This window comes from Pseudomonas sp. CFBP13528 (genome assembly GCF_005233615.1).
GTDB lineage: Bacteria > Pseudomonadota > Gammaproteobacteria > Pseudomonadales > Pseudomonadaceae > Aquipseudomonas > Aquipseudomonas fluorescens_AM.
Genome location: NZ_QGAJ01000011.1, coordinates 63,079 through 85,513, shown reverse-complemented (window position 1 = coordinate 85,513; position 22,435 = coordinate 63,079). Strand labels below are relative to the sequence as shown.

Here is a 22,435-nt window from a genome sequence, read left to right as displayed (position 1 = left end):
TTGGATCTCCAGTGTTTTCGAGTCCTTTGCTCAGAACGCAAACGTCCCATCAAACACCGGCTTGTCATCCAGCGCCAACACCCCGCTGGCAAAGATCAGGTCCAGGTGATGACTGCCTTTCTGCCCGCCACCCAAGCCCAGATGCAACCCGCAATGGCGCTCTTCAAAGCCCGCATTGCGCGCATACAAATCCTTCACCCCTTCATTGGTGCCAATCCCCAGCTCTTCCACGCGGCGGTTCGACGGGTTGGCATTCAGGTACTTGTTGAAGTCATCCACCAGCCCCGGTACGTCGCTGGCCACGCTGCAAATGGTGGAGTTCTCGATCCACAGTTCCAGGGGGGACTCCAGCACGCCGTATTTACGCGCAAAGGGGATGGTGCTGAGGAAGGTGCCGACAAACCTGACTTGCCCGTTGATGGCTTCGCTGTGGGTGGCGATCTCGCCAGGCGCCAGGTCGTGGTTGCCGACGCCGTTGATATTGGTCCACTTCTTGATGCTGCTCATCGGAGCTTCGAGGCGCGAGCCGTGCTTGTCGGTGAAGCTCAGCACGGTGGCCTCGGTCATGCGCCGGATCAAGGTGGCGTTGAGGTCGGCAATGCGCTGCGGTTCGACGCTGAAAGTGTCGTAGAAGTAGTCGCCATAATCCTTGAACAACAGCGACTTCTTCCAATGTTCGGCCATCACGCCCTGCAGCGCGCGGATAAAATCCGGGCCTTCGGCACGTGGGTTGGGCAGGGTCGAGGAGTCGTAGAGAAACAGGTACAGGTCGCAGGCTTCGATGGCCTGGGCCAGGGATTGGCTGGCGCTCAGGTCCAGGCGCTGCACCTGGAAATTGAAACGGGCGGCGCTGCCTTGGGTAATTGCCTGGGCGATGGCGTCGTAGCGCTCGGTATGGCCCAGCAGCACGGTAGGGCGGCTCAGACCCTGGAGGGCCGGGTGGTGAGCAAGGTAATAGAGAAAGTGTTCAACGGCGCGGGCCTTGTCCATGACGGGTGTCCTTCGATGCCTTGGGTAAGGGGGCAGGTGCCGTGCACGGCACCTGCCGGATGCCTGCCGGGTGTTAGAACGGCCACATCGCGGTGCCAAATGGCACAACGGCATCGGCTTGCATCATTTCAACGGCGGCCTCATGGGTCGGCGCTTCAAACCAATCGTCGAGTTGCAGTTCGGTTTCCAGGTCTTTTTCCAGTGCTTGCATGGTGTATCTCCTAGAGGACGTTGTTTGAGAACGGCTTGCCAACGGGCTTCGCAGGCAAGTGCAGAGAACCTAGGAGAGAGTGTTTCAAAATGCAAAATATTTATTGACACGGTTTCATTTGGATTTTTTCTTCGGTTTTTTCGAGGTTATTTTTTATTGAGAGAAAACAGTTGATTGGCTGAACCGATGGTTCGGTCAGGTCTGACTGACAATTTTACGTAGACCCTCATTTTAGCCTGACCGTAAAGCCAGTTTTCCGGTGTGTAACGCTAGGTTTACGCAGTTGACCGGGTAAATCGGGTCGGAAAATCGCTGTAAGGAATACCTGACAGATTGTCGAGTGCGCGCTCGTGGTGCGTGCCGAACCCGTCGAGCGGTGTACAATGCGCCGCGTTTTACTGTGACCCCCTTGCGTATCCACGCAAAGGCCAAGACCTCAGGGGTTCAATCGCCCTGATCACTCCGCCCGGTCACGAGCCGGACGGGTTCGATTTCGTCACAGATAAAAACAAACAGGTGACGCATGACCGCTAGAAAGACGCTGTACTCCTGGTGCCTGCGCTGGGGTTTGAGCGGCGCTGCTTGAGTCGGTAATTCAAGGCAGCAACCTGCATTCAACCTCTTCAAACCTTGCGTGAGACCCTTTTCATGAGTGAACCCCATTGCTCTTCAGGCGAGCTGAAACGCGGCCTGAAAAATCGGCATATCCAGTTGATCGCCCTGGGTGGCGCCATCGGCACCGGTCTGTTCCTCGGTTCGGCCGGGGTACTCAAATCCGCCGGCCCGTCGATGATCCTGGGCTATGCCATCTGCGGCTTTATCGCCTTCATGATCATGCGCCAGCTCGGCGAAATGATCGTCGAAGAACCGGTTGCCGGCTCCTTCAGCCATTTTGCCCACAAGTACTGGGGCGGTTTCGCCGGTTTCCTGTCGGGCTGGAACTGCTGGATTCTGTACATCCTGGTGGGCATGTCGGAGCTGACGGCCGTTGGTAAATACGTGCATTACTGGTGGCCGGAGATTCCGACCTGGGTCTCGGCGGCGGCGTTCTTCGTGCTGATCAACCTGATCAACCTGGCCAACGTCAAAGTCTTTGGTGAGGCCGAGTTCTGGTTCGCAATCATCAAGGTGGTGGCAATCGTCGGCATGATCGCCCTGGGCAGCTATCTGCTGGTCAGCGGCAGCGGCGGGCCGCAGGCTTCGGTGAGCAACCTGTGGGAGCACGGCGGCTTCTTCCCCCATGGCGTGGGTGGGTTGGTGATGGCCATGGCGATCATCATGTTCTCCTTCGGCGGCCTGGAAATGCTCGGATTTACCGCTGCCGAAGCCGATCAGCCCCGCACCGTGATCCCCAAGGCGATCAATCAGGTGATCTACCGCATCCTGATTTTCTACATCGGCGCGTTGGTGGTGCTGTTGTCGTTGACGCCGTGGGACAGCTTGCTGGCCACCCTGAACGCCTCCGGCGATGCCTACAGCGGCAGCCCGTTCGTGCAGGTGTTCTCGATGCTGGGCAGCAACACCGCCGCGCATATCCTCAATTTCGTGGTGTTGACGGCGGCGCTGTCGGTGTACAACAGCGGCACCTACTGCAACAGCCGCATGCTGTTGGGCATGGCCGAACAGGGCGATGCACCGAAGGCGCTGGCCAGCATCGACAAGCGCGGTGTACCGGTGCGTGCGATCCTGGCGTCGGCGGTGGTCACGCTGGTAGCGGTGTTGATGAACTACTTCATCCCGCAGCATGCGCTGCAATTGCTGATGTCGCTGGTGGTGGCCACGCTGGTGATCAACTGGGCGATGATCAGCTTCTCCCACTTCAAGTTTCGCCAGCACATGAACCGTACCGGCCAGGTGCCGCTGTTCAAGGCGTTGTGGTACCCCTATGGGAACTGCATCTGCCTGGCGTTCGTGGTGTTTATCCTGGTGATCATGCTGATGATTCCGGGAATTCAGCTGTCGGTGTATGCGATTCCGGTGTGGGTAGCGTTCATGGCGGTGTGCTACTGGATCAAGAACAAGCGCAAGGCGCAGCATTGCTTGACGACGGCGGCCTTGACGGCAAAGTAAAAGCCGCATCCAGTGCCAAGTTGTGGGAGCGGGCTTACTCCCACAATTGGAACGCGTTCGACTTAAAGGCGCGTATCCTTGAACGCCCACTCTGCCAAGGCCCCCGTTCTCCATGCTGGTGATTTCCAACAACGTCCACTTGCCCGATGCTGAAATCGAGCTGACCGCCATTCGCGCCCAGGGCGCCGGTGGGCAGAACGTCAACAAGGTATCGAGTGCGGTGCACCTGCGATTTGATATTCCGGCGTCGTCATTGCCGCCATTCTACAAGGAGCGGCTGTTGGCATTACGCGACAGCCGTATCACCAGTGATGGCGTACTGGTGCTCAAGGCCCAGCAATATCGCACCCAGGAACAGAATCGCGCCGATGCGCTCGAGCGCCTGGTGGAGTTGATCCTCAGCGCCACCAAGGTGGAGAAGAAGCGCCGGCCGACCAAGCCGACCCTGGGCTCGAAAAAGCGTCGTCTCGAATCCAAGACCAAGCGTGGCAGCATCAAGGCCGGGCGCGGCAAGGTCGACTTTTAGTCCTGGCGTGCTTCGCGGGCCTTGGGCGCCTGGCGATACAGGTACACACTGAGCAGCAAACCACCCAGGGCGGCGAGGGCGGCGAACAGGAAGATCGAACCAAAGCCGAAGCCTGCCGCCACGGCCCCGGCCAATGGTCCGGTGATACCCAGGGATAAATCGATAAACAGCGAATAGGCCCCCACCGCCGCACCGCGGCTGGAGGCAGGCACCAGGTTGACCGCTTCCACCCCCAGCGCCGGAAATACCAGGGAAAAGCCAAACCCGCTCAACGCCGCGCCCGCCAGGGCCAGGTTGGCGTCCGGCGCAAGCCACAGCAACAGCAGCCCGAGGATCTCCACCGACAGGCAGGCAATCGCCACGCGAAACCCGCCGATACGGTTGATCAGGTTGCCGAACAGCAGGCGCGCACCGATAAAGCTGGCACCAAACAAGCTCAAGGCCCACACCGCGTTGTCCCAGTGCTGGGTGGTGTAATACAGCGTGATAAAGGTCGCGATGGTGCCAAAGCCGATGGAACCCAACGCCAGCGCGCAGCCATGGGGCAATACCCGGCCCAGCACATTCATGAACGGCAGACGCACGCCGCTGACGATTGGCGCGGCGACCTTGTTCCAGGCCAGCAACAGGCCGACTGCCGCCAGCAGAACAATGCTGACCCCCATGCTCCACAGTCCGAAATGTCTGACCAGTACTACGCCCAGCGGCGCACCGATCGCCAGGGCGCCGTAGCTGGCGATGCCATTCCAGGAGATGACCTTGGCGGTATTCGCCGCACCGACCCGGCCAATGCCCCAACCAATGGCGCCCGAGCCCACCAGGCTTTCAGCGCTGCCCAATACCAGGCGACCGATCAGCAGGCTGCCCAGGCTCACGGCCGGCAGGCTTGAAAACCACGCCGCCAGCAGCATGAACACACCGCTCAAGCCACACCCCGCCAAGCCGATCAGCACCGCACGCTTGCTGCCCAGGTTATCGATGACTTTGCCCGCGTATGGGCGACTCAGCAGGGTGGCCAGGTACTGCACGCTGATCACCAGACCGGCAACCACCGCGCCATAGCCCAGTTCGCTGTGGACATAGCCTGGCAATACGGCCAGGGGGATGCCGATATTCAGGTAGCCGATAAAGGTGAACAGCACGATGGAAACAACTTGCAGCGTGACCGCCATGGGGCGCTGGGTATCTGGCATGGGGAGAGGTCCACTGTCGCAGCAGGTAAAGATAGGCTGCTAATGATACCGGTGGTTTGGTTCGTGCAGGGCGTTAAAGCGCAAAAACCTCAGCTCAGGAACACTTCAGGCTTGCGCGGGGGCCAGCAATTGGGTGGTGACCAGGGCGGCCAGGGCGTTTTCCTGGGTGCCGAAGCGCTTGAGCAACACGGCTTGTTTGTCCGCGCTGAGGCGGTTCCAGACCTCGACCATCTGCAGGGCGGCGTCGAGTACGGCGGTATCAGGGGTATCGGTCATTTTTGCAGGGGTCTCGGATGATTCAGGCAGTGTGGAAAGCGCTCAAAGCTGCGCTTTCCACACGGTCTGGTACGGCGTCAGTCCTGGCTTTCGCTGTCGACTGGTTGTGCGTCTTTGGCCTCGGGCCGCGTGTCGCTGGCCTGCTGCGGTGCTGGCTGCTCTGTAGGGTGCAGGCTTGGGAAGGGGAGATTAGGTATCTCGTGCATCGTCGTCGCTCCTCGCAAGGTCTGTTTTCAATCGCAGGTGATTGCGCGCTCTCAAAAAGCCTTGGCAGGATACAGCACTGTAAATGACAAATAGACTTTTATATCGATCGCGACTAGAACGGCACCTTGCCCAGAATCATGTCGCGGTACATCACAAAATCACCGAGCAGGCTGTAAAACGGGTGCTCAAAGGTGGCCGGGCGGTTCTTCTCGAAGAAGAAATGACCGATCCAGGCAAAGCTGTAGCCGGCGATCGGCACGGCCAGCAACAGGCCCAGCGAGCCTCGGCCGATGGCGTAGGCCAGAATGCCGATCACCAGCGTGGTGCCGATAAAATGCAGGCGCCGGCAGGTGCTGTTGCCGTGCTCAGCCAGGTAATACGGGTAAAACTCGGCGAAGCTGTTGAATCGCTTGACGTTTTCCACGGTGGCAAGCCCTCTGATTGTAGTGCCGCCCAACAGGTGTTCGGCGGGGAGCTTATTTGAGTCTAGAGTGATCAGTGGTAACAGCCAGTGACAATAGATGCCACTTTAGTATCCTTGGCCTCCTGGCTGCCGTTCAAGCCTGCATTATCAAGAAGATGCCATGAGCGAACGAACAACGTCAGCAAGCTGGGCGATGGGGATAGTCAAGGCCCTGGAAATGGACGGCCTGGATTGCCGGGCCCTGTTCAAACAACTGGGGTTGGACTATGCCGATCTCAGTGACCCCGACGCGCGTTTTGCGCAGGATGCCATGACCCGTTTATGGCAGCGCGCAGTGGAGTTATCGGGCAACCCGGCCATTGGCCTGAACATGGGCAAAGTGGTGCGTCCCGCATCGTTTCATGTCGCCGGTTATGCCTTGATGTCCAGCAACACCCTGGCCGAAGGTTTCAGGCGCCTGGTGCGTTACCAGCGCATCATCGCCGAAAGTGCCGACTTGAGTTTCCGCCTGTTACCCGAAGGCTACGCGTTGATCCTGACCGTGCACGGCGATCACCTGCCGCCCACCCGGCAAAGCGCCGAGGCCTCGTTGGCCAGCGCGTTGGCGCTGTGCGGCTGGCTCACAGGGCGTACCCTGCAACCGCATAAGGTGTTGCTGCAGGGCGATCAACCGGCCGATCTGGCGCCCTACAACGAAGTGTTCCATGCGCCGCTGGAATTCAATGCGCCGTATGACGCGCTGATTTTCGAGCAGGCCGACATGGAGGCGCCATTGCCCACGGCCAACGAGGCCATGGCGCAGCTGCACGATCGTTTTGCCGGTGAGTACCTGGCGCGCTTTTCCGAAAGCCGTGTGACCCACAAGGCACGGCAGGTGCTGTGCCGCCTGCTGCCCCAGGGCGAACCCAAGCGCGAAGTGGTGGCGCAGACGTTGCATCTGTCCCAGCGTACCTTGCAGCGGCGTTTGCAGGAGGAAGGCACCAGCTTCCAGACCCTGCTCGACGACACCCGCCGTGAGCTGGCCGAGCAATACCTGGCGCAGCCGAGCATGACCTTGCTGGAAATCGCCTACCTGTTGGGGTTCGCCGACCCCAGCAACTTCTTTCGCGCGTTTCGCCGCTGGTTCGACGCCACGCCCGGCGAATACCGGGCGCGATTGCAGCAGACGTCGACCGTCAGTGACGCCAGAATGCCGGAATACAGAGCACAAACACCGTAATAATTTCCAGCCGCCCCAACAGCATGCCCAGCGACAGAATCCACTTGGCCGCATCCGGCAGGCTGGCGAAGTTGCCGGCCGGGCCAATGGTTTCACCCAGGCCCGGGCCGACGCCGGATACGGTGCTGGCCGCGCCGGTCAATGCGGTCATCCAGTCCAGACCCAGCAGTGACAGGGCCAGCGCGATGGCGCAAATGGTGATGGCGAAGAAAAACGAAAAGGTCAGGATCGAGCGCACGATTTCCTCGTCGAGACGATGACCGTTGTATTTCTGTTTGATCACCGCGCGCGGGTGAATCAACTGGTTCAGGTTGGCCTTGAGCAGGATATAGGCGACCTGGAAGCGGAAGATCTTGATCCCGCCGGCGGTAGAGCCCGAACAGCCGCCGATGAAGCCCAGGTAGAAGAACAGCATCAGTGAGAAGTTGCCCCAGAGGCTGTAGTCGCCCAGCGCAAAACCGGTGGTGGTCACCACCGACGTGACGTTAAGCGCCACGTGGCGCAGGGCGTCCAGCCAGTGCAGGTTGGTGGTCCACCAATACCAGGTGCCGAGCACCAGCCAGGTCACCACCAGCAGGCCGAGCAAACCCTGCACCTGCTGGTCCTTGATCAGCGCGCGGCGGTTGCCGCGCAAGGTCGCCACGTACAGGGTAAACGGCAGGCTGCCCAGGATCATCACCACCACCGCCACCCAATGCACCGCCGGTTGCTTCCAGTGCGCCAGGGATTCATCGGAGGTGGAAAACCCGCCGGTGGAAATCGCCGACATGGCGTGGTTGATCGCGTCGAACAGCCCCATCCCGGCCCACCAGAATGCCAGGCTGCCGAGGATGGTAATGCCCACATACGCCGCCACGATCAGCCGCGCGACCATATGGGAGCGCGGCATGACTTTTTCCGAACGATCCGACGACTCGGTCTGGAACAGGCGCATGCCACCGATGCGCAGCAGCGGCAGGATCGCCACCGCCATGCCGATAAAACCGATACCGCCGAGCCAGTGCAACAGCGAGCGCCACATCAGGATGCCCGGCGACATGCTGTCCAGCCCACTCAACACCGTGGACCCGGTGGCCGTGATGCCGGACATGCTTTCAAAAAACGAGTCGGTGTAGCTGATGTGCTGAGTCAGCAAGAACGGCAGCGCCGCGAAGACGCACACCACCACCCAGCTGGTGACGGTCAACAGGTACATATCCCGGGGGCGCAGGTGCACGTGTTCCGGGCGCCCGGGAATGACCAGGGCCAGGCCGGCGATAAAGGTGATCATGCTGGCCCACAGGAAGGAGGGCAGGTCGCTGGTGCGTTCGAAGATCACCAGGGTGGCCATGGGCACGACCATGGCGATCGCAAGCGTGATCAGGAAGATGCCGATGATGAAACCGATGATGCGTAGGGTCGGCAACGCCATGAAGTTCGCTCGGGTGATTTGGGCAGAGGCGCCATTCTACCTGGGGTGCAGGGCATGTAAACCTGGCAGCTCCAGACGATGCCGATCAACTGTGGGAGGGGGCTTGCCCCCCGATAGCAGAGTGTCAGTCGGTCAATTCGTATCTGATACACCGCTATCGGGGGCAAGCCCCCTCCCACAGGGGGTCTGCGGTGCTTGAAGCAGGTATGAAAAAGGCGACCCGAAGGTCGCCTTTTTCAGCACAGTACGGATCAGAACTCGTGATCGGCGCTGTCCGGGTTCAGGTCGCTGATGCCCAGTTTGCCCGCCGCGGCTTCGATCGAACCGGTCTGCTTGACCAGCGCAGCGATGGCGTCACGTACGATCTGGTTACCCGCATCGTTACCGGCTGCGATCAACTGGTCATAGTGCTCGCCCTTATTGGCGTGGTCGACCATCACCTGGATCTTCGCTTCGGTCGCCGCCAGGTCAGCCTTGAGGGCTGCATCGGCTGCCGGGTCGGCTTTGGCGACCAGGGACGAGAGGCTCGGGCCGGTCAGCTTGTTGCCGTCGACGCGGGTGTACTCGCCCAGGTAGACGTTGCGGATGCCTTTGGCGTCATAGAAATGCGAGTAGTGGGTGTTGTCGCTGAAGCAGTCCTGCTCGTCTTCCGGCGAGTTGGCTTCCAGGGACACCTTCATGCGTTCGCCGGCCAGCTCGCCAAGCGACAGGCTGCCCATGCCGAACAGCATCTTGCGCAGGCCGTCGGTAGCCGGCTCCGACTCCAGGGTGGCGCGGTAGTTGTCTTCGACGTTGGGCTTCCAGTTGCCGACCATTTCCTGCAGGTCGCTGACCAGCAGTTGGGTCACGGCGCGCAGGTAGGTACGACGACGCTCGTTATGGCCGCCGGTTGCACCGTCACCGGTCATGTAGTCCGAGGCCGGACGGTTGCCCGCGCCTGGGCCGGTGCCGTTGAGGTCCTGGCCCCAGAGCAGGAATTCGATGGCGTGATAGCCGGTGGCGACGTTCGCTTCGGAGCCGCCCAGCTCATTGAGGCTGGCGAGTTTTTCCGGGGTGATCTCCTTGACGTCGACCTTATCTTCGCCGACCTGGATTTCGTTGTTGGCGATGATATTGGCGTTGGCGCCCGGATTGCCCAGTGCGTGTTCATAGGATTTGTCGACGTAGTCGATCAGCCCCTCGTCCAGGGGCCAGGCGTTCACCTGACCTTCCCAATCGTCGATGATGGTGTTGCCGAAGCGGAACACTTCACTCTGCAGGTAAGGTACGCGCGCGGCGATCCAGGCGGTACGGGCGGCCTTGAGCGTGTCGTCGTTCGGGTTGGCCAAAAAGGTGTCGATAGCGGTCTGCAGGGTTTTTGCGGTGGACTCGGCGTCGCTGTACACCGCAAACACCATGTCGGCGTAATGCGCGACCACGGCCTTGGCGGCCGCCTCGTCGACCTGGCCTGCAGGCGCGGCAGCCGCTGGAGCGGTAGTGCTGGCAGCGGCAGGCGCCTGAGGCGCGGCGGCCTTGTCTTTACCTTCGCCGCAACCGGCGAGAGAAATAGCAATGGCCAGCAGACTGGCGGTGGCCAGGGGCATACGAATCATGGCGAACATCCTGCTTCGGTTGTTGATAGGGCGCGCGCGGGGGCGCAAAAGCTGCGACATAATGCGAAAGATTTGCATTTTGTGTAAAGGCTTATACGCGGGAAATATTTGGTATCGTTCTGCCCGCTCAAAGAATCGCCGCGTTATCGCGTTCCGATTGCTTCAAGTAAGCCGCCAACTCCCGGGCCTGCAGCGGTTTGCTGTAGTGGTAACCCTGGCCTTCATGGCAACCCTCGGAGATGATGTAGGCCTCTTGCTCGGCGGTCTCCACGCCCTCGGCAATCACCTGCATGCCCAGGCTTTTGCCCAGTTGGATAATCGCGCGGACGATGGTCGCATCGTCGTCGTCGTCCAGCAGATCCTGGACGAAGCTCTTGTCGATCTTGATCTTGTCCAGCGGCAGGCTTTTAAGGTAGCTGAGGGATGAGTAACCGGTGCCGAAGTCATCGATGGCGATCAGCGCGCCCGAGCGGCGCAGGCTCAACAGGTGCTGGGCGGCGGTGCTGATGTCTTCCATCAGGCCCGTTTCGGTGACTTCCAGTTCCAGGCTGCGCGGCGGCAGGCGGTAGATCTGCATCAGGTTGTTGACCACCCGCGGCAACTCGGTGTGGTGCAGTTGCACCGTGGACAGGTTGACCGCCATGCGCAATTCGGTGAAGCCCAGGTCATGCCATTCGCGCAATTGGCGGCACGCCTGATCCAGTACCCATTCGCCGATGGGAATGATGGTGCCGTTCTGTTCCGCCAACGGGATGAACAGGTCCGGTGGCACCAGGCCGTGTTCCGGGTGCTGCCAGCGAATCAATGCTTCTACACCGACCACGCGGTGGTCGCGATAACTGATCTGGGGTTGATACACCAGGTGAAACTGGTCGCGGCTCAACGCCTCGCGCAGGTCTTTCTCCAGCTCGCGGCGCCGACGCATTTCGCTGTCGACGCTGGCGATGTAGAACTGATAGCGATTGCGCGAGCGGCTTTTGGCCAGGGTCATGGTCTGTTCGGCTTTTTGCAGCAGTTTCTCCGTGCTGTCGCCGTCTTCCGGGAACAGGGTGATGCCGATGGTGGCGCGCAGGCGAATCTGGTCCTGATCGAGGGCAAACTCCGCTTCCAGGTCATCCAGGATACTTTGCGCCAACTCGGCGGCTTCGTAGGGCTGTTCGATATCGGCTTGCACCAGGGCGAACTGGTCGCCACCCAGGCGGGCGAGCGCGCCCAGGCGACCGCTGTGGGCGCGCAAACGATCGGCCAGGGCCAGCAGCAGTTTGTCGCCATTCTGATAGGTGAACTGCTCGTTGACGCTCTTGAAGTCGTCCAGCCCCACGCACAACACCGCCACGCGACGCTGGCGCCGGCCGGCATCGGTCAGGATCCTGTCCAATTGCTCCTGCAACTTCTGGCGGTTCGGCAGGCCGGTAAGAAAATCGTACTGGGCCATGCGCAACAGGCTGGACTCGGCCTCGTGGCGCAGGTGGGTGTTGCGTTCGATGGATTCGAGCAACTGGTTGGCGGTATTTATCCACAGCCCCAACTCGTTGCGCTCATGACCCTTGAGCTGCGGGATCTTGTGCTCGCTGGGCCGGTCCGGGTTGATCGAGGTCAGGTGCTCGATAATGCGCGACAGCGGTTTGGTCAGCAGCCAGTGATACACCAGGTACAGCACCAGCCCCATGGCCAGGGCGCGCAGCACCCCGGAAATAAAGATGATCACTGAACTGACCAGAAAGCCTTCGCCGTAGGTGGCGGTGTCGAGGGTGATACTCAGGTCGCCGTAATACTCGCTGTAGGGGCCCTTGCCCACCAGTGCGGTGGTAAAGGTGCGTTCCTGCCCAAGAATCAGGTCGGTCAACCAGCGGCTGGCGGACGGCTGCAAGGCGCGGCTTTTTTCCGCGAGCATGGTTTCGTTGGGGTGACCGATGGAGGCGACGCGTACGGCGTCATCCTGAAACAGGCCTTCGATCACCTGCATGCCCATTTCGCGGTCCAGGCTGTAGACAGCCTGGGTCGAAGGGTCGCGAAACATGTCGAGGATACGTTGGGCGTCACCGGCTACGGCCTGGCGCGTCTTGTAGGCATCGAAAACGATCTGCGCCACGCTCAGTGCCACGCCCACGATCAATGCCGAGAGCAAGGCAACCCGTAGCAACTTCACCGACAAGCTGTTTTTGAGTTCCAGCTTCAAAGGGGCATTCCTTGTCTCATGCGGGTGGCCTTCAATATGCCATGAGTATTGGCAATCTGGGGAGGGCAGTCAAAGGAACATTGGAGCGGCGGGCGTCTTCGAGCCTGGCCAGAAGCAAAAAACATAAAGACGGCGGATGCGCTCCGCCGTCTGGCTGTTCGATTATTGTGCTGAATGCCAACGGTTGTCTGGCATCAGTGCATTGGTCAGCTGACTGAAAAATCAACCTTTGGCGGCGGTGGCGGCATGTTGTCCTCACCGGGGCGGCTTGGCGCACTTGCGGCGCCCCCCTCATCGCCACCGCCGCCACCCCCACCACCGGCGAGACCTTTCATAAGGCCGCTGATGAGTTGCATCGCCATCTGCCCACCTGCTTGTCCGATTGCTTCCATCTTTTTTCTCCAGAAGAGCGCGAAAGGGTTATTCCTCTCACTCACTGCGTGGCACATTCCTTTCTGCGAGTTCCACGGTTCCAGCTAGCGTGCTGCTTGTGAGCGCCCATGAAAAAGCCCGGCAATCGCCGGGCTTTTTCTACTGCAAGCATTGCTTAGGCAGTGAAGGTTTTACCTTCGAACTGCTCAGCCACGAACTTCCAGTTGACCAGGTTCCAGAACGCTTCCACATACTTGGGGCGCACGTTGCGGTAGTCGATGTAGTAGGCGTGTTCCCAGACATCGCAGGTCAGCAGCGGGGTGTCGCCGTTGGTCAGCGGGTTGCCGGCGCCGATGGTACTGGCCAGGGCCAGGGAACCGTCAGCCTTCTTCACCAGCCAGCCCCAACCGGAACCGAAGGTGCCGATGGACGTCTTGCTGAATTCTTCCTTGAACTTGTCGAACGAACCGAATGCAGCGTTGATGGCTTCAGCCAATGCACCGGTGGGTTGGCCGCCGGCGTTTGGCGCCAGGCAGTTCCAGTAGAAGGTGTGGTTCCAGACCTGAGCGGCGTTGTTGAAGATGCCACCCGACGAAGACTTGACGATTTCTTCCAGGGTCTTGCCTTCGAACTCGGTGCCTGGCACCAGGTTGTTCAGGTTCACGACATAGGTGTTGTGGTGCTTGTCGTGGTGATACTCCAGGGTTTCCTTGGAGATGTGCGGCTGCAGGGCATCGTGTGCGTAGGGCAGCGGCGGCAATTCGAAAGCCATGATGATTCTCCTAATCAGGTCAGTTGCGGTGAGCGCAAGGCCGATCACGGGCGGCCAAACAAGCGCCGGCGAGTCTGTACTCTTTGCGGCGCAAGTTCGGGATCATAGCACCGGGGGTGCGGCAAAACCACGCAACAACTGTGTGGGATAGAGGTTCCAGAGCCTTTTGGAATAAGTTCATGGCGCGCTGATCAATTGGTAGGCCACGCTGAACATCATCACGGCCACCAACAGGTCCAGCAGGCGCCAGGTGGCCGGGCGCGCCAGCCAGGGTGCCAGCCACGCCGCGCCGAGCGCCAGGGTGGCGAACCACAGCAGCGATGCGCTGGCGGCACCGGCCACATAGGCACCTGGCTCGGTTTGCTGGGCACCGAGTGAGCCAATCAGCAACACAGTGTCCAGGTACACGTGAGGGTTGAGCAGTGTGACGGCCAAGGCGCTCAGCAGCACCGCGCGCAGTGAGCGCACCTTGAGGTTGTCTGCCTGGTCCAGGCTCTGTGTCGAACAGGCCCGGCGCAGCGCGCACGCCCCGTACCAGATCAGGAAAGCCGCTCCACCCCAGCGTGCAACCGCCAGCAGCACCGGGCTTTGCGCCAGCACCGTCGCCAGGCCGAACACCCCGGCAGCCACCAGCAGGGCATCGCACACGACACACAGCGCCGCCACGGGCAGATGGTGTTCACGGCGCAGGCTTTGTGCCAGGACAAAGGCATTCTGGCTACCGATGGCCATGATCAGGCCGAGGGCTACCAACAGCCCGTTCACATAACTTTGCCACATAGGGGTTACTCCGCGTTCGCTGCCAGTTGTTGCAACACCTGCATGGCACGCTGGGCATCGGCACGGCCGACGAACAGGTGATCGTGGTAATAGCCGGCAATCACGTTGCAACTGATACCGGCCTGGCCCAGCGCACTGGCGAAGGCGGCGGTCAGGCCCACGGCTTCGAGCGCCGAGTGCACATTCAAGGTGATCCACGCGGCGACGTAGTCAAAGGCCAGCCCGGCCTGTTGCGCCTGCTGGCGTTCGAGTATCAGGGTCAGGCCTTCCTGCTCGCGCACGCTGGCGATCACTTCGCAACCGGCAGGGATACGATGATCGGGCAGGGTGCAGAATACGTAGTCACCCTCATTGAGGTGGGGGCTCATGCTGCGCAGCAGGGTTGCCAGGGCGGTTTCGCCAGCCATGGGAGGTTCCTTTATAAAGAGTTGCGATGCTGGCTATTCTCAGGGTGCAGGCTGTATAAGAAAAACCAATATTGCTGATCGCTCATTAGGAAAACTGATGTTCGACTATAAATTGCTTTCCGCGTTGGCCGTCGTGGTGGAGCAGGCCGGCTTCGAACGCGGCGCACAGGTGCTCGGGCTGTCGCAGTCGGCTGTGTCCCAGCGCATCAAGTTGCTGGAGGCACGCGTCGGCCAGCCGGTATTGGTACGGGCGACGCCGCCGACCCCCACCGATATTGGCCGACGCTTGCTCAACCATGTGCAACAGGTGCGTCTGCTGGAGCGCGACCTGCAAAGCCAGGTGCCGGCGTTGGACGAAGAGGGCATGCCCGAGCGCTTGCGCATTGCGCTGAATGCCGACAGCCTCGCCACCTGGTGGGCGTTGGCGGTCAGCGATTTCTGCGGCGAACAGCACCTGCTGCTGGACCTGGTGGTGGAAGACCAGACCGTGGGCCTCAAACGCATGCGTGCCGGTGAAGTGGCAGCCTGTATCTGCGCCAGCGAGCGTCCGGTTGCCGGCGCCCGCAGCCTGGCACTTGGCGCCATGCGTTACCGCGCATTCGCCAGCCCCGCGTTTATCGCGCGGCACTTCCCGGCCGGGGTACAGGCCGACCAATTGGCCGGTACGCCGGCGCTGGTGTTCGGGCCGGATGATTTCCTGCAACACCGTTACCTGGCTTCTCTCGGGGTAACCGGCGGTTTCGAGCATCATTTATGCCCGTCATCCGAAGGCTTCATCCGCCTGATGGAAGCCGGCCTCGGCTGGGGCCTGGTGCCTGAATTGCAGGTGCGCGACCCGCTGGAAAAAGGCCTGCTGGTCGAATTACTGCCAGATAAGCCCATCGATGTGCCGCTGTACTGGCATCATTGGCGCAGTGGCGGGCGCCTGTTGGGCCTGTTGACCGAGCATCTGGCCCGGGTCTGTGGGCAATGGTTGGTGCCCTATCAGCAGTGACAAGCGTCAAGCTGCAAGCGGCAAGAGAACAGCTTGCGCCCGTATTTAACTTGCAGCTTATAGCTTGAGGCTTGCAGCTGTATCTGTAGGAGACACCATGAAAATTCTGGTCACCGGCGCAAGCGGCTTCATCGGCGGGCGCTTTGCGCGTTTCGCCCTGGAGCAGGGCCTGGACGTGCGGGTCAACGGACGACGGGCCGAGGGTGTCGAACATCTGGTACGACGTGGTGCCGAGTTTATCCAGGGTGATCTGAACGATGCCGACCTGGTGCGCAACCTGTGCCGTGACGTCGAGGCCGTGGTGCACTGTGCCGGTGCGGTCGGGCTGTGGGGCAAGTATCAGGATTTCCATCAAGGCAATGTGCTGGTCACCGAGAACGTCGTCGAAGCGTGCCTCAAGCAGCGGGTCGGGCGGTTGGTGCATCTGTCGTCGCCTTCCATCTATTTCGATGGGCGCGATCACCTGGGGCTGACCGAAGAGCAGGTGCCCAAGCGCTTCAAGCATCCCTATGCCGCGACCAAATACCTGGCGGAGCAGAAGGTGTTCGGCGCCCAGGAATTCGGTCTGCAAGTACTTGCCCTGCGCCCGCGTTTCGTCACCGGCGCCGGTGACATGAGCATCTTCCCGCGCCTGTTGAAGATGCAGCGCAAGAATCGCCTGGCCATCGTGGGTGACGGCCTTAACAAGGTCGACTTCACCAGCGTGCACAACCTCAACGAGGCGTTGCTCAGCAGCTTGCTGGCTCCCGGTTCTGCACTGGGCAGGGCCTACAACATCAGCAACGGCACGCCAGTGCCGGTGTGGGACGTGGTCAACTATGTGATGCGACAAATGGACCTGCCGCAGGTGACTCGCTATCGCTCCTATGGCTTGTCCTACAGTGCGGCGGCATTGAACGAAGCGTTTTGTGCGCTCTGGCCGGGGCGGCCGGAGCCGTCGTTGACGCGCCTGGGCATGCAGGTGATGAACAAGGATTTCACCCTCGACATCAGCCGGGCGCGGCATTATCTCGATTACGAGCCCAAGGTCAGCCTGTGGAGCGCCCTCGACGAGTTCTGCCTGTGGTGGAAGGCCCAGGCGCCGGGCCACCCATAAGCTCACAACCCGCAACACATCGGGAACCGAATGGCGGACCTCATGTCGACCCATGCGCCGGGAGCACGGTTTATACTCCCGCCGCTCGGCTTCCCAGCTAGCCATCTTATTGATTCAGGGTAGATTCATGCGTAACGATGCTAAAGACGATTTCGACAACGTTCCGAGCCTGCGGGCAGACCCGGGGGACGATGATGATTTCGTGCCGACTGCCGCCACTTCGGTGCGCTCGCGCACCACGCCCGTGGTCCAGGTTAAAAGGGCCAGTACCGGCCCGTTGTGGGCGATGGTCGGCGCGTTGCTGATCGCCTTTGCCGGCCTTGCCTGGTGGAGCTTCCAGCAGATTTCCCTGATGGGCCAGCAATTGGTCGCCACCCAGGAAAGCTTTGCGCGTATCAGCGAAGAAGCGGCGGGGCGCCTGCAGGATATTTCCGGCAAGGTCGTGGCCAGCGAGGCTAATGTGAACAACGGCAGCGAAGCCCTGAAAGTGCAGATCAAGCAGCTGGAAACCCAGTTGCTTGAGCAGGGCAAGCAACAAGTGGGCGTAGCCGGCCAGGCCACCGAGCTGGACCAGCGTCTGGCACAGATGAGCGCCAGCACCACCGAACTGACGAGTGCGAATGCCAGCTTACAGGGCCAGGTCCAGGCCCTGACCGATGCCGTCGCCACGCTCAAGGCGGCACAGGGCGAGATCAAGGACCTGGCCGCTGATGTGGCGGCCTTGAAGAAACAGGGCAATCCGACTGCCGCCATCGCCCGACTCGAGCAGGACCTGCTGGTGCTCAAGAGTGCGCAGGAAAACCAGCCCGCCACCACGGATGCGCCGACCAATAAGGAGTTCGACGTATTCCGCATCCAGACCACGCGCAATATCACGACGTTGCAGAGCCAGGTGCAGAATCTGAACCAGCGCCTCAATGCGCCGGCGACGGCTACACCGCTGGGTCAATGATCTGAGCTATGGGCTGTGAACGAGATCCAAATGTGGGAGGGGGCTTGCCCCCGATAGCGGTAAGTCAGTCAATATTGTGGTGACTGAAACACCGCAATCGGGGGCAAGCCCCCCTCCCACATTTGAACCTGTATCAGTCAGGGAAATCGCGGTTGCTCGCAGCTTTGTCACCGCCCGGTGACATTTCTTGTCCCCTTCGTTACTTGCCACTCCCACGCCCTTGTTTAGACTCCGGTCACCCCACAAAAAACAACAAGGGCCCCCCATGACCACGCAACCGCTGCCTGCCAGCAGCTGGCTGAACGCACCTGCCCATCACGCCTGGCTCGCGGCCGAAGGCCAGCGCCTTTTGACCTTTGCCAAGGCTTCGCGCTTGCCGGACGGCTTCGGCAATCTGGATGACAAGGGCCAATTGCCGGCCGACGCGCGCGCCGAAACCATGAACACCGCCCGCATGACTCACAGCTTCGCCATGGCCCACGCCATGGGTTTGCCTGGCTACGCTGATTGGGTGGCGCACGGTGTGGCGGCCCTGAGCGGCCCGTTGCACGATAGCGAACACGGTGGCTGGTTCGCCGCGCCTGATGCCCTCGATGGCAATACCGGCAAGGCCGCTTACCTGCACGCCTTCGTGGCCCTGGCCGCGAGCTCTGCCGTGGTGGCTGGTGTACCCGGCGCGCAAAGCCTGTTGAACGATGCGGTGCATATCATCGACCAGTTCTTCTGGAGTGAGGAGGAGGGCGCGATGCTCGAATCCTTCGCCCGGGACTGGAGCGGCGTCGAAGCCTATCGCGGTGCCAACAGCAACATGCACGCCACCGAAGCGTTCCTCGCCCTCGCCGATGTCACGGGCGACACACGCTGGCTGGATCGCGCATTGCGTATCGTCGAACGTGTCATCCATGCCCACGCCGCGGGTAACCGCTTCATGGTGATCGAGCACTTCGACGCCCAGTGGAATCCGTTGCTCGGTTACAACGAAGACAACCCGGCCGACGGTTTCCGTCCCTATGGCATCACCCCCGGCCATGGCTTCGAATGGGCACGGCTGGTACTGCACCTGGAAGCGGCGCGCGAGCAGGCCGGGTTGGTCACACCGGACTGGTTGGTGACCGATGCCCAAGGGCTGTTTGCCAGTGCCTGTGACTATGCCTGGGCCGTGGATGGCGCGCTGGGCATTGTCTACACCCTGGACTGGAACCAGCGCCCGGTTGTCCGCGAACGCCTGCACTGGACCCATGCCGAAGCCAGCGCCGCTGCCCAGGCGCTGCTCAAGCGCACCGGCCAGTTGCATTACGAAACCTGGTATCGGCGGTTCTGGGAGTTCTGCGAAACCCACTTCATCGACCGACGCCACGGCAGTTGGCACCACGAACTCAGCCCGCATAACCAACCCAGCAACAGGATCTGGGGTGGCAAGCCGGACCTGTACCATGCGTGGCAAGCCGTGTTGCTGCCTGCGTTACCCTTGGCACCCAGCCTGGCCAGCGCATTGGGCAGCGGACGTTATGTCACCAGCTGGTGACATTTGTGCGTCCCTTTGTTACCTGCGTCGGGAAAATCCCTGTTTAAACTCCGTGCAGCGCAAGCTCTAGACTTGCATGCATAACAACAAGAAAAGGTACTCAGATGAACGCGATTAATCGCCTCGCCGTTGCTATTTCCATTGCCTCGTTGTTTCCCCTCAGTGCATTTGCCGCCGACTCCAAAGGTACGGTTGAAGTGGTGCATTGGTGGACCTCGGGCGGTGAAAAAGCGGCTGTGGATGTGCTGAAGGCCCAAGTTGAGAAAGACGGCTTCACCTGGAAAGACGGTGCGGTCGCAGGTGGCGGTGGCGCCACTGCCATGACCGTACTGAAAAGCCGCGCGGTTGCCGGCAATCCGCCAGGTGTTGCCCAGATCAAAGGCCCCGACATCCAGGAATGGGCGTCCACCGGCCTGCTCGACACCGACGTGCTCAAAGACGTCGCCAAAGAAGAAAAATGGGACTCCCTGCTCGACAAGAAAGTCTCCGACACCGTGAAGTACGACGGTGACTACGTGGCCGTTCCGGTCAACATCCATCGCGTGAACTGGCTGTGGATCAACCCGGAAGTCTTCAAGAAAGCCGGCATCACCAAGAACCCGACCACCCTCGAAGAATTCTATGCCGCCGGCGACAAGCTGAAAGCGGCGGGTTTCATCGCGCTCGCTCACGGCGGCCAGCCTTGGCAGGACAGCACCGTGTTCGAAGCGGTGGTGCTTTCGGTGATGGGGGCCGATGGCTACAAGAAAGCCCTGGTCGACCTGGATAACGCTGCGCTGACCGGCCCGGAAATGGTCAAGTCGCTGACTGAGCTGAAAAAGGTCGCGACCTATATGGACGTTGACGGCAAAGGTCAGGACTGGAACCTGGAGGCCGGTAAAGTCATCAACGGCAAGGCCGGCATGCAGATCATGGGTGACTGGGCCAAGTCCGAATGGACCGCCGCCAAGAAAGTCGCTGGCAAGGACTACGAATGCGTAGCCTTCCCGGGCACCGACAAGGCCTTCACCTACAACATCGACTCCCTGGCGGTGTTCAAGCAGAAAGACAAAGGCACCGCTGCCGGTCAGCAGGACATTGCCAAGGTCGTGCTGGGTGAAAACTTCCAGAAAGTCTTCAGCATCAACAAGGGCTCGATCCCGGTTCGTACCGACATGCTCAATGAAATGGACAAGCTCGGCTTCGACTCCTGCGCCCAGACCGCCGCCAAGGACTTCCTGGCCGACGCCAAGACCGGTGGCCTGCAGCCAAGCATGGCGCACAACATGGCCACCACCCTGGCGGTGCAAGGTGCGTTCTTTGACGTGGTGACCAACTACATCAACGACCCGAAAGCCGACCCGGCCGACACCGCCAAGAAGTTGGGCGCTGCGATCAAATCGGCCAAATAAGCTGCAAGCTGCAAGCTACAAGCTGCAAGCTGCAAGCGGGCGCGGTTGTCTTGACGCTTGCAGCTTGCAGCTGCCCTCAGTCTTTTATTGGATTTTCCCATGAGTTCTGTTGCTGTGTTCAGCAAGGCCTCGCCGTTCGATGCACTGCAGCGCTGGCTCCCCAAACTGGTGCTGGCGCCGAGCATGTTCATCGTGCTGGTGGGCTTTTACGGCTACATCCTGTGGACGTTCGTGCTGTCGTTCACCACCTCCACGTTCCTGCCCAGCTACAAGTGGGCGGGCCTGGCTCAATACGAACGGTTGTTCGACAACGACCGTTGGTGGGTGGCGAGCAAGAACCTGGCAATGTTCGGCGGCATGTTCATCGGTATCACCTTGGTGATCGGCGTGACGCTGGCGATTTTCCTCGACCAGAAAATCCGCCGCGAAGGTTTCATTCGCACGATCTACCTGTACCCGATGGCGCTCTCGATGATCGTCACCGGTACCGCGTGGAAATGGCTGCTCAACCCGGGCATGGGCCTGGACAAATTATTGCGCGACTGGGGCTGGGAAGGCTTCCGTCTCGACTGGCTGATCGACCCCGACCGCGTGGTGTACTGCCTGGTAATCGCCGCTGTGTGGCAAGCCTCGGGCTTTATCATGGCGATGTTCCTCGCCGGCTTGCGCGGTGTTGATCAGTCGATCATCCGCGCCGCACAGATCGACGGCGCGAGCCTGCCGCGCATCTACTGGAGCGTGGTGCTGCCAAGCCTGCGCCCGGTGTTCTTCAGTGCGGTGATGATCCTGGCGCACATTGCGATCAAGAGCTTCGACCTGGTGGCGGCGATGACGGCCGGCGGCCCGGGCTATTCGTCCGACCTGCCCGCAATGTTCATGTACTCGTTCACCTTCAGTCGCGGCCAGATGGGCATGGGCTCGGCCAGTGCAATCCTGATGCTCGGTGCGATCCTCGCGATCATTGTGCCGTACCTGTATTCCGAGCTGAGGACCAAGCGTAATGACTAGTCTCGCCGCTAAACCTGCCATCAGCCTGAGTCGTATCGCGATCTACGCGGTGCTGATCCTCGCGGTGCTGCTGTACCTGGTGCCGCTGGTGGTGATGCTGCTCACCAGTTTCAAAACCCCGGAAGACATCAGCACCGGCAACCTGCTGAGCTGGCCGACCGTGGTCAGCGGCATCGGCTGGGTCAAGGCCTGGGACACCGTGGACGGCTACTTCTGGAACTCGATCAAGATCACCGTGCCGGCTGTACTGATCTCCACGGCCATCGGCGCGTTGAACGGCTACGTGCTGTCGTTCTGGCGCTTCCGTGGTTCGCAGCTGTTCTTCGGCCTGCTGCTGTTCGGCTGCTTCCTGCCGTTCCAGACGGTGCTGCTGCCGGCCTCGTTTACCCTCGGCAAGATGGGCCTGGCCAGTACCACCACCGGCCTCGTATTTGTGCATGTGGTCTACGGCCTGGCGTTCACCACACTGTTCTTCCGTAACTACTACGTGAGCATTCCGGATGCGCTGATCAAGGCGGCCCGCCTGGACGGCGCCGGGTTCTTCACCATCTTCCGTCAGATCATTCTGCCGATGTCGACGCCGATCATCATGGTCTGCCTGATCTGGCAGTTCACCCAGATCTGGAACGACTTCCTGTTCGGTGTGGTGTTCTCCAGCGGCGACTCCCAGCCCATCACGGTGGCGCTGAACAACCTGGTCAACACCAGCACCGGGGCCAAGGAATATAACGTGGATATGGCGGCGGCGATGATCGCCGGCCTGCCGACCCTGCTGGTCTATGTGATCGCAGGCAAGTATTTCGTGCGCGGCCTCACGGCCGGCGCGGTCAAGGGGTAATC

General features: G+C 60.8%; 21 protein-coding genes. 10 read left to right on the top strand and 11 right to left on the bottom strand.

The features are described from left to right. Positions 1-30: 30 nt before the first annotated feature. Both PspCFBP13528_RS19380 and PspCFBP13528_RS27645 read right to left on the bottom strand, forming a co-directional pair. The gene (locus tag PspCFBP13528_RS19380; RefSeq protein WP_065949373.1) at positions 31-990 is read right to left on the bottom strand and encodes a leucyl aminopeptidase; all 960 of its coding nucleotides are present in this window, start codon (positions 988-990) and stop codon (positions 31-33) included. A 73-nt stretch (positions 991-1,063) separates the two neighbouring features. Next, positions 1,064-1,201 (bottom strand): hypothetical protein, encoded by a 138-nt coding sequence (locus PspCFBP13528_RS27645; protein ID WP_003237751.1) that lies wholly within the window; start codon positions 1,199-1,201, stop codon positions 1,064-1,066. 648 nt (positions 1,202-1,849) lie between these two features. Here PspCFBP13528_RS27645 and PspCFBP13528_RS19370 point away from each other — a divergent pair. Beyond that, entirely contained in the window at positions 1,850-3,271 is a 1,422-nt protein-coding gene (locus PspCFBP13528_RS19370) for an amino acid permease (RefSeq protein ID WP_065949375.1), read from the top strand. 112 nt (positions 3,272-3,383) lie between these two features. Continuing rightward, on the top strand, positions 3,384-3,797 hold the full coding sequence (gene arfB, locus PspCFBP13528_RS19365; RefSeq protein ID WP_137201269.1) for an alternative ribosome rescue aminoacyl-tRNA hydrolase ArfB: 414 nt from the start codon (positions 3,384-3,386) through the stop codon (positions 3,795-3,797). Here arfB and PspCFBP13528_RS19360 read toward each other — a convergent pair. The 3 genes from PspCFBP13528_RS19360 to PspCFBP13528_RS19355 all read right to left on the bottom strand — a co-directional run bounded on the left by PspCFBP13528_RS19360 (position 3,794) and on the right by PspCFBP13528_RS19355 (position 5,897). Beyond that, positions 3,794-4,990, bottom strand: coding sequence for an MFS transporter (locus tag PspCFBP13528_RS19360; protein WP_065949377.1), 1,197 nt, complete (start codon positions 4,988-4,990; stop codon positions 3,794-3,796). The genes arfB and PspCFBP13528_RS19360 overlap by 4 nt on opposite strands. Positions 4,991-5,095: 105 nt before the next feature. Then, on the bottom strand, positions 5,096-5,266 hold the full coding sequence (locus PspCFBP13528_RS27640) for a hypothetical protein (protein WP_164484665.1): 171 nt from the start codon (positions 5,264-5,266) through the stop codon (positions 5,096-5,098). A 319-nt stretch (positions 5,267-5,585) separates the two neighbouring features. Then, positions 5,586-5,897, bottom strand: a complete 312-nt coding sequence (locus PspCFBP13528_RS19355) for a DUF962 domain-containing protein (protein WP_065949378.1) — start codon at positions 5,895-5,897, stop codon at positions 5,586-5,588. Positions 5,898-6,057: 160 nt separating this feature from the next. On the opposite strand from PspCFBP13528_RS19355, the gene PspCFBP13528_RS19350 reads away from it, so the two are divergent. After that, on the top strand, positions 6,058-7,116 hold the full coding sequence (locus tag PspCFBP13528_RS19350; RefSeq protein ID WP_101219959.1) for an AraC family transcriptional regulator: 1,059 nt from the start codon (positions 6,058-6,060) through the stop codon (positions 7,114-7,116). On the opposite strand, the gene PspCFBP13528_RS19345 is transcribed toward PspCFBP13528_RS19350, so the two are convergent. The 6 genes from PspCFBP13528_RS19345 to PspCFBP13528_RS19320 all read right to left on the bottom strand — a co-directional run bounded on the left by PspCFBP13528_RS19345 (position 7,073) and on the right by PspCFBP13528_RS19320 (position 14,629). Beyond that, the gene (locus PspCFBP13528_RS19345; RefSeq protein ID WP_065949380.1) at positions 7,073-8,527 is read right to left on the bottom strand and encodes a TrkH family potassium uptake protein; all 1,455 of its coding nucleotides are present in this window, start codon (positions 8,525-8,527) and stop codon (positions 7,073-7,075) included. The two genes, PspCFBP13528_RS19350 and PspCFBP13528_RS19345, sit on opposite strands and share 44 nt — an antisense overlap. Positions 8,528-8,778: 251 nt before the next feature. After that, entirely contained in the window at positions 8,779-10,119 is a 1,341-nt protein-coding gene (locus PspCFBP13528_RS19340; RefSeq protein WP_101219960.1) for an imelysin family protein, read from the bottom strand. A 127-nt stretch (positions 10,120-10,246) separates the two neighbouring features. Beyond that, the gene (locus tag PspCFBP13528_RS19335) at positions 10,247-12,298 is read right to left on the bottom strand and encodes a GGDEF domain-containing phosphodiesterase (protein ID WP_065949382.1); all 2,052 of its coding nucleotides are present in this window, start codon (positions 12,296-12,298) and stop codon (positions 10,247-10,249) included. Between the two features lie 547 nt (positions 12,299-12,845). Beyond that, positions 12,846-13,442 carry a Fe-Mn family superoxide dismutase gene (locus tag PspCFBP13528_RS19330; protein ID WP_065949384.1) on the bottom strand — a complete coding sequence of 199 codons (597 nt, stop codon included), beginning with the start codon at positions 13,440-13,442 and terminating at the stop codon, positions 12,846-12,848. A gap of 177 nt (positions 13,443-13,619) precedes the next feature. After that, a complete protein-coding gene (locus PspCFBP13528_RS19325; RefSeq protein WP_065949385.1) occupies positions 13,620-14,222 on the bottom strand; it encodes a LysE/ArgO family amino acid transporter in 603 nt (200 codons plus the stop codon). Between the two features lie 5 nt (positions 14,223-14,227). After that, positions 14,228-14,629 (bottom strand): ACT domain-containing protein, encoded by a 402-nt coding sequence (locus tag PspCFBP13528_RS19320; RefSeq protein WP_065949386.1) that lies wholly within the window; start codon positions 14,627-14,629, stop codon positions 14,228-14,230. Between the two features lie 97 nt (positions 14,630-14,726). Between PspCFBP13528_RS19320 and PspCFBP13528_RS19315 the strand changes: the two genes are divergently transcribed. From PspCFBP13528_RS19315 to PspCFBP13528_RS19285, 7 genes are all read left to right on the top strand, one after another. Then, entirely contained in the window at positions 14,727-15,623 is an 897-nt protein-coding gene (locus PspCFBP13528_RS19315) for a LysR family transcriptional regulator ArgP (RefSeq protein ID WP_137201268.1), read from the top strand. 97 nt (positions 15,624-15,720) lie between these two features. Further along, a complete protein-coding gene (locus tag PspCFBP13528_RS19310) occupies positions 15,721-16,719 on the top strand; it encodes an NAD-dependent epimerase/dehydratase family protein (protein ID WP_065949388.1) in 999 nt (332 codons plus the stop codon). A 127-nt stretch (positions 16,720-16,846) separates the two neighbouring features. Beyond that, on the top strand, positions 16,847-17,671 hold the full coding sequence (locus PspCFBP13528_RS19305) for an ATPase (RefSeq protein WP_137201267.1): 825 nt from the start codon (positions 16,847-16,849) through the stop codon (positions 17,669-17,671). 265 nt (positions 17,672-17,936) lie between these two features. After that, complete coding sequence (locus tag PspCFBP13528_RS19300) at positions 17,937-19,196, top strand: AGE family epimerase/isomerase (protein ID WP_137201266.1); 1,260 nt, start codon at positions 17,937-17,939, stop codon at positions 19,194-19,196. Positions 19,197-19,300: 104 nt separating this feature from the next. Further along, positions 19,301-20,587 carry an ABC transporter substrate-binding protein gene (locus PspCFBP13528_RS19295; RefSeq protein WP_065949391.1) on the top strand — a complete coding sequence of 429 codons (1,287 nt, stop codon included), beginning with the start codon at positions 19,301-19,303 and terminating at the stop codon, positions 20,585-20,587. 99 nt (positions 20,588-20,686) lie between these two features. Further along, a complete protein-coding gene (locus PspCFBP13528_RS19290; protein WP_065949392.1) occupies positions 20,687-21,595 on the top strand; it encodes a sugar ABC transporter permease in 909 nt (302 codons plus the stop codon). Further along, positions 21,588-22,433, top strand: coding sequence for a carbohydrate ABC transporter permease (locus PspCFBP13528_RS19285; RefSeq protein WP_065949393.1), 846 nt, complete (start codon positions 21,588-21,590; stop codon positions 22,431-22,433). The genes PspCFBP13528_RS19290 and PspCFBP13528_RS19285 overlap by 8 nt, the downstream gene beginning before the upstream one ends. Positions 22,434-22,435: the final 2 nt, after the last annotated feature.

Coding starts and splice junctions, on each gene's coding strand:
- PspCFBP13528_RS19380 (WP_065949373.1), bottom strand. CDS start 990: ATGGACAAGGCCCGCGCCGTTGAACACTTTCTCTATTACCTTGCTCAC.
- PspCFBP13528_RS27645 (WP_003237751.1), bottom strand. CDS start 1,201: ATGCAAGCACTGGAAAAAGACCTGGAAACCGAACTGCAACTCGACGAT.
- PspCFBP13528_RS19370 (WP_065949375.1), top strand. CDS start 1,850: ATGAGTGAACCCCATTGCTCTTCAGGCGAGCTGAAACGCGGCCTGAAA.
- arfB (WP_137201269.1), top strand. CDS start 3,384: ATGCTGGTGATTTCCAACAACGTCCACTTGCCCGATGCTGAAATCGAG.
- PspCFBP13528_RS19360 (WP_065949377.1), bottom strand. CDS start 4,990: ATGCCAGATACCCAGCGCCCCATGGCGGTCACGCTGCAAGTTGTTTCC.
- PspCFBP13528_RS27640 (WP_164484665.1), bottom strand. CDS start 5,266: ATGACCGATACCCCTGATACCGCCGTACTCGACGCCGCCCTGCAGATG.
- PspCFBP13528_RS19350 (WP_101219959.1), top strand. CDS start 6,058: ATGAGCGAACGAACAACGTCAGCAAGCTGGGCGATGGGGATAGTCAAG.
- PspCFBP13528_RS19345 (WP_065949380.1), bottom strand. CDS start 8,527: ATGGCGTTGCCGACCCTACGCATCATCGGTTTCATCATCGGCATCTTC.
- PspCFBP13528_RS19340 (WP_101219960.1), bottom strand. CDS start 10,119: ATGATTCGTATGCCCCTGGCCACCGCCAGTCTGCTGGCCATTGCTATT.
- PspCFBP13528_RS19330 (WP_065949384.1), bottom strand. CDS start 13,442: ATGGCTTTCGAATTGCCGCCGCTGCCCTACGCACACGATGCCCTGCAG.
- PspCFBP13528_RS19325 (WP_065949385.1), bottom strand. CDS start 14,222: ATGTGGCAAAGTTATGTGAACGGGCTGTTGGTAGCCCTCGGCCTGATC.
- PspCFBP13528_RS19320 (WP_065949386.1), bottom strand. CDS start 14,629: ATGGCTGGCGAAACCGCCCTGGCAACCCTGCTGCGCAGCATGAGCCCC.
- PspCFBP13528_RS19315 (WP_137201268.1), top strand. CDS start 14,727: ATGTTCGACTATAAATTGCTTTCCGCGTTGGCCGTCGTGGTGGAGCAG.
- PspCFBP13528_RS19310 (WP_065949388.1), top strand. CDS start 15,721: ATGAAAATTCTGGTCACCGGCGCAAGCGGCTTCATCGGCGGGCGCTTT.
- PspCFBP13528_RS19305 (WP_137201267.1), top strand. CDS start 16,847: ATGCGTAACGATGCTAAAGACGATTTCGACAACGTTCCGAGCCTGCGG.
- PspCFBP13528_RS19300 (WP_137201266.1), top strand. CDS start 17,937: ATGACCACGCAACCGCTGCCTGCCAGCAGCTGGCTGAACGCACCTGCC.
- PspCFBP13528_RS19295 (WP_065949391.1), top strand. CDS start 19,301: ATGAACGCGATTAATCGCCTCGCCGTTGCTATTTCCATTGCCTCGTTG.
- PspCFBP13528_RS19290 (WP_065949392.1), top strand. CDS start 20,687: ATGAGTTCTGTTGCTGTGTTCAGCAAGGCCTCGCCGTTCGATGCACTG.
- PspCFBP13528_RS19285 (WP_065949393.1), top strand. CDS start 21,588: ATGACTAGTCTCGCCGCTAAACCTGCCATCAGCCTGAGTCGTATCGCG.